Annotated in this window: 12 protein-coding genes; 5 read left to right on the plus strand and 7 right to left on the minus strand. The window is 40.8% G+C overall.

What is annotated here, in order from left to right; translation table 11 throughout:
* Window positions 1–69: 69 nt before the first annotated feature.
* Complete coding sequence (trxB, locus tag QZ620_RS12025) at window positions 70–1,062, minus strand: thioredoxin-disulfide reductase (RefSeq protein WP_295181966.1); 993 nt, start codon at window positions 1,060–1,062, stop codon at window positions 70–72.
* Between the two features lie 156 nt (window positions 1,063–1,218).
* Between trxB and QZ620_RS12030 the strand changes: the two genes are divergently transcribed.
* The 5 genes from QZ620_RS12030 (at window position 1,219) to QZ620_RS12050 (ending at window position 4,849) form a co-directional block, all read left to right on the plus strand.
* Window positions 1,219–1,857, plus strand: coding sequence for a trimeric intracellular cation channel family protein (locus tag QZ620_RS12030; RefSeq protein WP_295181969.1), 639 nt, complete (start codon window positions 1,219–1,221; stop codon window positions 1,855–1,857).
* 106 nt (window positions 1,858–1,963) lie between these two features.
* A complete protein-coding gene (locus QZ620_RS12035; RefSeq protein WP_295181973.1) occupies window positions 1,964–2,611 on the plus strand; it encodes a LytTR family DNA-binding domain-containing protein in 648 nt (215 codons plus the stop codon).
* A 154-nt stretch (window positions 2,612–2,765) separates the two neighbouring features.
* A complete protein-coding gene (locus tag QZ620_RS12040) occupies window positions 2,766–3,533 on the plus strand; it encodes a hypothetical protein (protein WP_295181976.1) in 768 nt (255 codons plus the stop codon).
* 4 nt (window positions 3,534–3,537) lie between these two features.
* Window positions 3,538–4,062 (plus strand): hypothetical protein, encoded by a 525-nt coding sequence (locus QZ620_RS12045; RefSeq protein ID WP_295181979.1) that lies wholly within the window; start codon window positions 3,538–3,540, stop codon window positions 4,060–4,062.
* A gap of 94 nt (window positions 4,063–4,156) precedes the next feature.
* A complete protein-coding gene (locus QZ620_RS12050; protein ID WP_295181981.1) occupies window positions 4,157–4,849 on the plus strand; it encodes a hypothetical protein in 693 nt (230 codons plus the stop codon).
* Between the two features lie 88 nt (window positions 4,850–4,937).
* Here QZ620_RS12050 and QZ620_RS12055 read toward each other — a convergent pair whose 3' ends face one another.
* The 6 genes from QZ620_RS12055 to accB form a co-directional block, all read right to left on the minus strand.
* Window positions 4,938–5,351, minus strand: coding sequence for a DUF6691 family protein (locus QZ620_RS12055; protein WP_295181984.1), 414 nt, complete (start codon window positions 5,349–5,351; stop codon window positions 4,938–4,940).
* Window positions 5,352–5,354: 3 nt separating this feature from the next.
* Complete coding sequence (locus QZ620_RS12060) at window positions 5,355–5,912, minus strand: YeeE/YedE thiosulfate transporter family protein (RefSeq protein WP_295181988.1); 558 nt, start codon at window positions 5,910–5,912, stop codon at window positions 5,355–5,357.
* A 64-nt stretch (window positions 5,913–5,976) separates the two neighbouring features.
* Window positions 5,977–6,882, minus strand: coding sequence for an NAD(P)-dependent oxidoreductase (locus QZ620_RS12065; protein ID WP_295181990.1), 906 nt, complete (start codon window positions 6,880–6,882; stop codon window positions 5,977–5,979).
* A gap of 66 nt (window positions 6,883–6,948) precedes the next feature.
* On the minus strand, window positions 6,949–8,490 hold the full coding sequence (locus QZ620_RS12070) for an acyl-CoA carboxylase subunit beta (RefSeq protein WP_295181993.1): 1,542 nt from the start codon (window positions 8,488–8,490) through the stop codon (window positions 6,949–6,951).
* A gap of 25 nt (window positions 8,491–8,515) precedes the next feature.
* The gene (accC, locus tag QZ620_RS12075; protein ID WP_295181999.1) at window positions 8,516–9,958 is read right to left on the minus strand and encodes an acetyl-CoA carboxylase biotin carboxylase subunit; all 1,443 of its coding nucleotides are present in this window, start codon (window positions 9,956–9,958) and stop codon (window positions 8,516–8,518) included.
* 15 nt (window positions 9,959–9,973) lie between these two features.
* On the minus strand, window positions 9,974–10,201 hold a 228-nt coding region (gene accB / locus QZ620_RS12080; protein WP_295181996.1), incomplete at its 5' end, for an acetyl-CoA carboxylase biotin carboxyl carrier protein.

The following is a 10,201-nucleotide window of genomic DNA, read 5'->3' on the forward strand; positions in this document are numbered from 1 at the left end:
ATATCTTAAGTTAGTATCAAAAAAAAGTCCCGCAATTGCGGGACTTTTTTCTTTTATAAACTACCTGAGTTAAACTGTTTCAGGTCTAGTTTGTGGCTTTTGAATATCTTCTTCTGTTTCGATCTCAGCAAGATATCTTTCGGCATCCAGTGCTGCCATACAACCTGTTCCAGCTGCGGTAATCGCCTGTCTGTAAACCTTATCCTGAACATCACCAGAAGCGAAAACACCTGGGATATTAGTTCTGGTGGTCTTACTCTCGGTAATCACGTAACCAGTTTCGTCCATATCTAACCAACCTTTGAAAATATCGGTATTCGGTTTATGTCCAATAGCAACAAAGAATCCTGTAATATCGATTTCTTCCTTCTCTCCAGTCTGGTTATTCACCATTCTAAGCCCTTCTACTACCTGCTCACCTAAGATCTCATCGACTTCTGTATTGTAACGAAGGTCAATGTTCTTGGTAGTTTCCACACGGTGCTGCATTGCTTTTGAAGCTTTCATATAGTCCTTACGAACCAGCATGGTCACTTTATTACAGATATTCGATAAATAAGTAGCTTCTTCCGCAGCGGTATCTCCACCACCTACGATAGCAACATCCTGGCCTTTATAAAAGAACCCGTCGCATACTGCACATGCAGATACTCCTCCACCTCTAAGCTTTTGCTCACTAGGCAAACCTAAATACTTGGCAGTTGCCCCGGTAGATATGATCACACTTTCAGCCTCGATCCAGGTCTTATTATCTACAAGAGCTCTGTGGATCCCGCCTACTTCTTTAGAAAAGTCAACTTCAGTGATCATTCCGATTCTCACCTTTGTTCCAAAACGTTCAGCTTGCTGTTGCAGATCCATCATCATTTTTGGACCATCTATACCTTCAGGATAACCTGGAAAATTGTCAACTTCTGTGGTAGTAGTTAACTGTCCGCCTGGTTCCATTCCGGTATACATAACTGGTTTCATATCTGCCCTTGCGGCATAGATCGCTGCAGTATAACCTGCAGGACCTGAACCTATGATCAGGCATTTTATTCTTTCGATAGTATCACTCATATCTTTTGATTTTCTGTGTTATAAAAGTAGGTAGTTTGCACTAAAACTTACAAAAATAGATATTAACTTAATCTATATCTAAATAGGAAGCCAAAATAAGCACGAAACTATCACACAATCAGGCAAATTTAAAAGATAAAACTACCTTTGCCAAGTATGGAAATAAGTTTGTTTAGCATCCTGGATATCCTTGGTACGATCGCATTCGCGATTTCTGGTGCTTTATCTGCCATGAACCGTAGACTTGATCTCTTCGGTATCTTTATTATTGCATTCGTTACAGCGATTGGCGGTGGAACTGTGCGGGATATTCTAATTGGAGATACTCCAGTTACCTGGATGGAAAACATTATGTACATATATCTTATAGGTGTAGTAACAATTCTGGCGATCATCTTCAGAAATAAGCTGAACTATTTGAAAAAATCACTATTTCTATTTGATACAATTGGACTTGGTGTTTTTACCATCACCGGAGTAGAAACCGGAATACAGAACGGGTTGGATCCTATCATATCTGTTGCACTTGGAGCTATGACCGGGACTTTTGGAGGTGTGATTCGGGATATTCTCTGTAATGAAATCCCGGTGATATTTAGAAAAGAAATCTATGCCACTGCCTGCCTTATTGGTGCACTTGCCTATGTTACACTTTACGACCTGGGAATGAATACCGACGTTATTTACCTCGCTACCGCGCTTACAGTAATTAGCATAAGACTGGTCGTGGTCAAATATAAGATCACGCTTCCCTCCTTCTACCCTACTTCTCCCGGAAGTTCAAGAATAAGATAATAACTATCATACCTCACTGGTTATCAATAGTTTCAGTATATTTATAGTATACTTTTAATGAATGACCAGGCAAGCGAAAATCGTTATTGTTGAAAAAAATATTCCCATGGCCGCTAAGTTATCTTTGCGGCTTAACAAACTGGGCTATCAAATCACAGGTATATTCTCAAGAGCAAAAGATGCACTCCATTTTATAGAACAGGATGTCCCCGATCTTATTCTCATGGAAGATCGTCTTGAAGGTCAGCTGAATGGGTTTGAATCCAATCCTTCGAAAGAAGAACATTCAGTCCTGTATTTCAACGGAAGCAAAACAAAGTCTCTTCAGAAGTTAATTTTCAATAAACTGAAAGATCAGAAACGATTATTCAAAGAGGAGATTTCAGAATCGCTTGACCGATTAAGAAAAAAGCCAGCGAAAACAGACTGTCAACTTATTCTGAAAGACCGCATCTTTGTTCGCTGCCAGGATACCATGGTTAGAATTTCGCTTGATGATATTCACTATATCGAAGCAGATCGAAATTACTGTAAGGTATATTCACGGAATAAAAAATTTCTTCTGGTTTGTTCCCTGAAAGATGTCAACGACAAAATTACCGATAAACGTTTTCTACGAATTCATCGATCTTATATCGCCAATCTCTCTCATATCGATGAGATTGGAAGCAATCATGTCCTCATCGCATCTCGATCGCTTCCACTTAGTAAAAATATGAGAACGGAGCTTTTTCAACATTTACAGGTAATATAGCCCTGTATCTTTATCCCGCCATTTTCCAACATTTTTTCTTCGGAAACTTTTTAGCTACGCCCGGACATTTTTTGGCTAGTTACGTCCAAAACGCACTTATATACAATGAATTACTTCCTAAATTAATATTTATTAACCATAAAAACCAGACCAAATGAAGTTACTAAGATCCTTTTCGATTCTCCTGGCTCTTGCGCTATGTTCAACAAGTCCATTGACAGCTCAAGGTGATAATTTTCAAATGTATGTAGTGCATGAAGATCATGTGAAAGACGGTATGATGGACAAGCATATAGAAGCCGATAAAGCCTTGCTGAAAGCTGCTAAAGAGCATAATATGGAAGGCATGGAATGGCTGGCGTTTCAGGCAGATGATAATCGCGTAATGTACCTCACGGAAATTGACAATTTCGCTGAACTGGATAAGAATCCGTTCAAAGACCTGCAGGAAAAAATGGGCGAGGAAGCTTTCCAAAAGCTATTTGAGCCATTTGCTGAAACTTTTACCAAACACGGAGATTATATTCTAAATCTTGACAAAGAGCATTCATATATGCCTGAAGGTATGGATCAAAGGATGGAAGGAATGAATTACAGAGAGCTTGTATTTTACCATATTCCTCCGGGAAAAACGGATAAAGCTGTAGAGATGGCTAAAGCTGCCAGAAAACTTTATGAAGATAAAGATTCAAAAGCTTACTACCGACTTTATAGAAGTGGCTTCGGAACTATGGATTCCTATTTTATGGTAGCCGTATCTGGTAAAGATGCTGCTTCCGTAGAAAAAATGCGAAAAGAGAATGGAGAGTTACTTGGTGAAGAGGGTGAAAAACTGTCTTCAGAAATACAGAAAGTGTTCTCTAAACGTGAAGTTGTTACAGGACATGTTAAACCAGAGATCTCTTACCAGGCTGAAAATTAAGATTATGAAAAATCTATTCATTTTATTTTCATGCATATTTCTCCTTATTTCCTGTGATCAGAATAATAAGAAGGAAGAAAAGATCCGGTACACGCAAGATTCAGAACAGATCAATACTTTTAAAAATGTTCTGCAGAATTATGAGAACGGAGAATGGGATGAGTATCAATCCCACTTCGCAGACAGCGTAGAACTTTTTTATAATAGTCGGGAATCAATAGATGTATCTGCCGCGGTAGCTATGCACAAGCAGAATAACTCGGCACTTTCTTCCTATGATTTCGTGGATTCTGAAAATGAATTTGAAATGGTGGTGACAGATGCCGGTGAAACCTGGGTTAATTTCTGGGGTGAATGGGAAGGTACGATCGCAGAAAACGATTCAATGATCGTGATCCCGGTGCATATAACCGCCAGATTTGAGGATGGAAAGATCGTAAAGGAATATCTCTATTTCGATAATGCCGGAATGAACGATGCTCTTAGAATGCTGGAAGAATCGAGAAGCATGCAGGATTCCATCGAGTAGTAATTTGTAGACAGGAACCTCAAAGTGCTAATGGAGTACTTTAGCAAAATCTGCGGATATTAGAAATATAAAATTATCAATATCTATCTAGACAATGAATATAATATCTTTAAAGTATTCAGGAATTCAGGTTTTTACCTTACTCTTCCTGTTTTCAGTAATAAAAATACATGCACAGGATGCGATAAAGATCGATCCTGAACATTACAAGGTAGAACTTGAAAATGACCAGGTTAGAGTTCTTCGAATTAACTACAATGCCGGGGAATCCTCAAAAATGCATACGCATCCTGAAGGAGTAGCCGTGTTTCTTACCGAGCATACTGCGAGTATGAAAACCGGTGAGGGAAAGACGCTTAAAATGCAGGGAAATAGCGGAGATGTTTTATGGGTGGACAAAACCAAACACGAACCTATGAACATTGGTGATACCTCGTTTAAAGTAATTCAGATAGAACTAAAGAACAATACCAAAGCAGCTGGTAAAAAAAGTCTGCACTTATTCAAGCTTCCGGATGATGTTAGTGAGAAGCAAGTAAGTGATTTCCTTAAGGAAATGAATCATGCGATTAGTGAAGAAGTATACCCGGAAGCCGGTTATCATTTGTACAAAATCGCAGAGAATAATGATTACAGCTATTTTATGGAAGGTGTCTGGCCAGATTCAGCTACCTATGATAAGATCCATAATTCTGAAAAGTGGAAAGCTGTTGCTGAAAAAGGTAAAGAAATGATAGATAAAATTCGGACCCAGGAATTATATATGAAGGCTGAAAAAATGAATTAGCCAGAGCTTATTTCCAGAGTTTAGATTTAATTAAAAAAGTTGCTGAAATTTAAAATTTCAGCAAGCTTTTTTATATTATGTCAATTGATTAATGTGGAAGTTTATCGCGCAATAGCCCATAAACATAGGTTCCAAGCATTGCTGCCAGGAAAACTACGATCACGGCTACATAACCTGCACCAATGAGTGTATAAATTGGTCCCGGGCAGGCTCCTGCTAGCGCCCATCCCAATCCAAAAATAATTCCGCCATACATATATCTACTGAAACTTTTTTCTTTTGGCTGAAAAGTGATTGGTTCACCCTGAACATCCTTCATTCCTTTTTTCTTGATCAGTAAAGTCCCAAGTACGCCAATGACTAGAGCTGAACCTATGATTCCATACATATGGAATGACTCGAACCTGAACATCTCGTAGATCCTGAACCAGGAAGCTGCTTCAGACTTGAACATTACAATACCGAACATGATTCCTATTACTAAATATCCTACTACTCTCATCTCTTAAAAAATTAAAGGGAACAACACATGGATCATAAATAATCCACCTATAAAAAATCCAACTACAGCGATCAACGAAGGCAACTGTAAATTACTAAGTCCTGAAATCGCGTGTCCAGAAGTACATCCACCAGCCCATCTAGCACCAAAACCTATCAAAAATCCTCCAATTATCAGAATGCTAAGCGCTTTCCAGTCTGTAAGAGCATCAATACCGTATAATTCATCTGGAAGATATGCCTCACCAGCACTAGAAAAACCAAGTTCATTAAGATTTGCGACCGTATCTGGATTAATGGTCACTGCAGGATCTACGGTTAGAAAGTTCATCGCTATAAAACCACCAATGGCGGCTCCAACGATCACCACAAGATTCCACTTTTGAGCTCTCCAGTTAAAATCAAAAAAGCCGGCAGATTTATCTGCTCCACATATAGTACATAAAGTTCGAAGGTTTGAAGACATTCCAAACTGCTTCCCCATAAAAATGAGGAGAAACATAATGAGTGCGATAAGCGGTCCAGCCACATACCAGGGCCAACCCTGAAAAATTAGATCCATAATTATTTTTTATTGATTGCAAAAGTGCGAGAAGTGCACCGATATTTAAGTAACAATGGTTACACTATCTATCTTCACAAAAGTCTGCCAGATTTTGTAGTGTTTTTTCAGAAAGCCTTACAAGAGTTTGGGAAGACCAGCCTGCACTTTTATCGTGGGCGATCACATTATCTCTTTTCTTTATTTCTTCGGAAAGCTCTTTCCCACCATCACCATCGAAGATCCCAAAATTGGATTCCTGCGCTATCCAGTTACTGAAGCTATCAAGTTCAAAAGGAAGCCCCAGGCTGGTATTGATAACAATTTTAGAATTTCCAAACTTCTGAAGATATTCCGAAGTCATTACCTGAGTATTTTTTGGCAAATGAAAGCTTAGTACATCACAGGTTTCCACTAGTTCCGGTAATTCGAGATATTTCAAACCTTTCTTCTCATAATCCTGTTTCCTGGTATTGCTATGATAGTAAAGATCTGCTCCAAACGGCTTTAAGCAATCTGCCAGCAGCTTTCCGGTAGTTCCCAGACCTACGATCCCAATTTTAAGATCGGTTAGCTCCCGGGGCATGTGTTTCCATTGTTTACCAGAATAGCCATTTAATAACTGAATCAATTCAGAAATTATAAATTCAGCTACACCAGGATCTCCATAATCGCGAATACCGCACACTTCGATCCCGCGATCCCGTGCAAACTTCACCGCCACATTTGCAGATTCATCATCGTACAGGCTACAAGCCATTCCTATATACTTTAAGCTGGAACAGTAGTCTATGATGTTTTCAGTGATTTGAGTATGCCAGGATACGATAATTGCTTCTGCATCGCCAATCCTATCTATAATTGTCTGCTCATCTTCCGGGTAATCGTCATATACCTCTACCCCGTTATCTGAAAATTCCTTCAGTTTATTTATGGACTCCTCGTTCATTTTTGTATGGTCTACCAGAACGATCTTATTGAATTTCATCATTTTTAAATTTCAGTAAAAAATAAATGCTGAATTCCCATTCAGCATTTACAAGTGATTTGACATTCCCTATAACGGGATATTACCGTGTTTTCTATCCGGTCTTAAAACCGCTTTATTTTCAAGTGCACTAAACGCACGTATCAACTTTCTACGCGTATCCTTCGGCATGATCACCTCATCGATAAAGCCACGTTGTGCAGCTTCGAAAGGAGTGGCAAATTTTTCAGCATATTCAGCTTCCTTTTCTGCCAGTTTCTTTTCCGGATCCTCTGCTTGTGATATCTCTTTCCTAAAGATAATTTCCGAAGCTCCTTTTGCTCCCATTACGGCAATTTCCGCAGTTGGCCAGGCAAAGTTAAGATCGGCTCCAATATGCTTGGAATTCATTACGTCGTAAGCACCACCATACGCCTTCCTGGTGATCACCGTAACTTTTGGAACTGTCGCCTCACTCAATGCATATAACAATTTTGCGCCATGCAGGATGATCCCGTTCCATTCCTGATCTGTTCCCGGAAGGAAACCTGGTACATCAACCAGCACCAATAGCGGAATATTAAAGCAATCACAGAACCTGGTGAATCTCGCTGCTTTTTTGGAAGCGTCTACATCCAATACTCCAGCAAGACTCATAGGCTGGTTTGCAATGATCCCGACACTACGTCCTCCAATTCTCGAAAAACCAACAATAATATTCTCAGCGTAATTTTTATGAATTTCGAAAAAGGAATCTGTGTCTATGATACCATGAATGATTTCATGCATATCATAAGGCTTATTGGAACTGTCGGGCACGATACTTTCCAGTATTTCCCTGTGCTCATCGCCTAATTTAAATTCCAGCTTTTCTGGTGCAGTTTTGTTATTCTGCGGCATGTAACTTATCAATTGCTTGATATTTTCAAGACAAATGATATCGTTTGCAGCAGTCACGTGCGTAACCCCTGATTTTGTTGAATGTGTGCTGGCTCCTCCAAGTTCTTCGGAAGTCACCTCTTCATTAGTTACCGTTTTCACCACGTTTGGACCGGTAACGAACATATAGGAAGTATCTTCTACCATCAGGGTGAAGTCGGTCATCGCTGGCGAGTACACAGCGCCACCGGCACATGGCCCCATAATAGCTGAAATTTGAGGAACTACGCCCGATGCCTTTACGTTCCTGTGAAAGATATCTGCATAACCCCCAAGAGATTTAACCCCTTCCTGGATCCTTGCTCCTCCGGAATCGTTTAATCCAATAAGCGGTGCTCCAACCTTTACGGCCATGTCCATGATCTTACAGATCTTCTCGGCGTGGGTTTCTGAAAGTGAACCTCCAAAAACCGTGAAATCCTGTGCAAATACATACACCAACCTACCGTGAATTGTTCCATAACCTGTAACAACCCCATCACCATAGAATTTCTGCTTTTCCATTCCGAAGTCGGTCGTACGGTGGGTCACCAGGATACCGATTTCCTCAAAGGAATTTTCATCCAGAAGATAATCTACGCGCTCTCTGGCGGTAAGTTTCTTCTTTTCGTGTTGCTTGGCTATTCTTTGCTCACCTCCACCCTTGTGGGCTTCAGCAATTTTTTCTTTTAATTTTTCTAGATTCTGACTCATTCGTATGATTCTGAATTATATAGAATTAGTTTGAAGGCAGCCTTAGCTGTTCCTTATCATTTAAATATTGTTTCAGCGCCAGTAATGCTGCCAGTCTGGCTTCCTGTTCTGTTTCTTCTTTCAGCGCATCCGGCGAATAATATTTTTTGACAAAATGGGTGTCAAAATCACCGCTTCTAAAGGCATCATGCTGGAAAACGAATTTTCCGAAGGCAAGGGTTGTGGAAACACCTTCCACGATATAATTGTCGATCGCCTTGATCATTACCTCGATCGCTTCTTCCCGGGTTTTACCATAGGTCACCAATTTTGCAAGCATGGGATCATAATAGATAGGTACTTCCATTCCTTCTTCAAAACCATTGTCCATTCGAATTCCTTCACCCTGCGGAATCTGGTATTTTTCAAGGGTTCCCGTACTTGGCATAAAATCTTCCAGAGGATCTTCAGCATAAACGCGGAGTTCCATAGCGTGTCCTTTGATCTTTAAGTCATTCTGAGTAAAGGCAATTGCTTCCCCACGAGCGATCCTGATCTGCTGTTCAACAAGATCCACACCCGTTATATATTCGGTTACAGGGTGTTCTACCTGTAATCTCGTATTCATTTCCAGGAAGTAAAAATTCCTGTTCTCATCAAACAAAAATTCTACAGTTCCAGCACCTACATAATCACAGGCCTTGGCAACTTTTACTGCTGCCTCCCCCATTTTTGCCCGCAAGTCATCGTCAAGAACCACTGAAGGTGCTTCTTCCACAACTTTCTGATGTCTTCGCTGTACAGAGCAGTCTCGCTCTCCTAGGTGCAAAATCTTGCCGTGTTTGTCGGCAAGTATTTGGAATTCTATATGCCGAGGGTTTTCCAGATATTTCTCAACATACATCGTCCCGTCACCAAACGCTTTTTCTGCTTCCATCTTTGCGGTGAGGAATTCTTTGGTGAAGGATACAGCGTTGTGCGCAATGCGCATTCCTCGGCCGCCACCTCCGGATACCGCTTTGATTATGACCGGAAACCCAATTTTTTTGGCTACTCTCAAAGCTTCCTTCTCATTTTCTACCGGTCCGTCGCTTCCGGGAATAATCGGAACTCCCGCCTTCGAAACAGTTTCTCGAGCAAGAGCCTTGTCCCCCATCTTTCGAATGGTTTCCGAACGTGGGCCAATGAAAAGAATGTTACAGGCTTCACATTGCTCCGCGAAGTCGGCGTTTTCTGAGAGGAAGCCGTAGCCAGGGTGAATGGCATCCACATCTGCAATCTCGGCTGCGCTCATGATCCGATCTCCTCTCAAATAGCTTTCAGCACTTGAGGGAGGACCAATGCAAATGGCTTCGTCTGCCAGTTGGACGTGAAGAGATTGTTCGTCGGCTTCAGAATAAACAGCAAGTGTCCCTATTCCTAATTCTCTGCAAGCACGTGCTATTCGCAGAGAGATTTCCCCGCGATTTGCAATGAGGACTTTACTAATCATTCTGCGAAAGGATTATGTAATCTTAAATAAAGGCTGTCCGTATTCGACTGTGTCGCCGTCTTCGTGAAGAATTTCATCGATGGTGCCGGCTGCGTCAGCTTTGATTTCGTTCATCACCTTCATCGCCTCAATGATACAGAGAACATCTCCTGCTTTCACTTTAGAACCTACTTCAACATAGGAAGGCTCTTCTGGTCCAGGTCTTCGGTAGAATGTTCCAACCATCGGGGATTTGAATAA

Origin of the sequence: uncultured Christiangramia sp., assembly GCF_913046405.1 — a bacterium.
GTDB classification, from domain to species: Bacteria; Bacteroidota; Bacteroidia; order Flavobacteriales; family Flavobacteriaceae; genus Christiangramia; species Christiangramia marina.

Excerpts from the sequence above, each read along its gene's own strand:
- QZ620_RS12065 (WP_295181990.1), bottom strand. The coding sequence starts at position 6,882 with ATGATGAAATTCAATAAGATCGTTCTGGTAGACCATACAAAAATGAAC.
- QZ620_RS12045 (WP_295181979.1), top strand. The coding sequence starts at position 3,538 with ATGAAAAATCTATTCATTTTATTTTCATGCATATTTCTCCTTATTTCC.
- QZ620_RS12040 (WP_295181976.1), top strand. The coding sequence starts at position 2,766 with ATGAAGTTACTAAGATCCTTTTCGATTCTCCTGGCTCTTGCGCTATGT.
- trxB (WP_295181966.1), bottom strand. The coding sequence starts at position 1,062 with ATGAGTGATACTATCGAAAGAATAAAATGCCTGATCATAGGTTCAGGT.
- QZ620_RS12070 (WP_295181993.1), bottom strand. The coding sequence starts at position 8,490 with ATGAGTCAGAATCTAGAAAAATTAAAAGAAAAAATTGCTGAAGCCCAC.
- QZ620_RS12055 (WP_295181984.1), bottom strand. The coding sequence starts at position 5,351 with ATGAGAGTAGTAGGATATTTAGTAATAGGAATCATGTTCGGTATTGTA.
- QZ620_RS12060 (WP_295181988.1), bottom strand. The coding sequence starts at position 5,912 with ATGGATCTAATTTTTCAGGGTTGGCCCTGGTATGTGGCTGGACCGCTT.
- QZ620_RS12035 (WP_295181973.1), top strand. The coding sequence starts at position 1,964 with ATGGCCGCTAAGTTATCTTTGCGGCTTAACAAACTGGGCTATCAAATC.
- QZ620_RS12050 (WP_295181981.1), top strand. The coding sequence starts at position 4,157 with ATGAATATAATATCTTTAAAGTATTCAGGAATTCAGGTTTTTACCTTA.
- QZ620_RS12030 (WP_295181969.1), top strand. The coding sequence starts at position 1,219 with ATGGAAATAAGTTTGTTTAGCATCCTGGATATCCTTGGTACGATCGCA.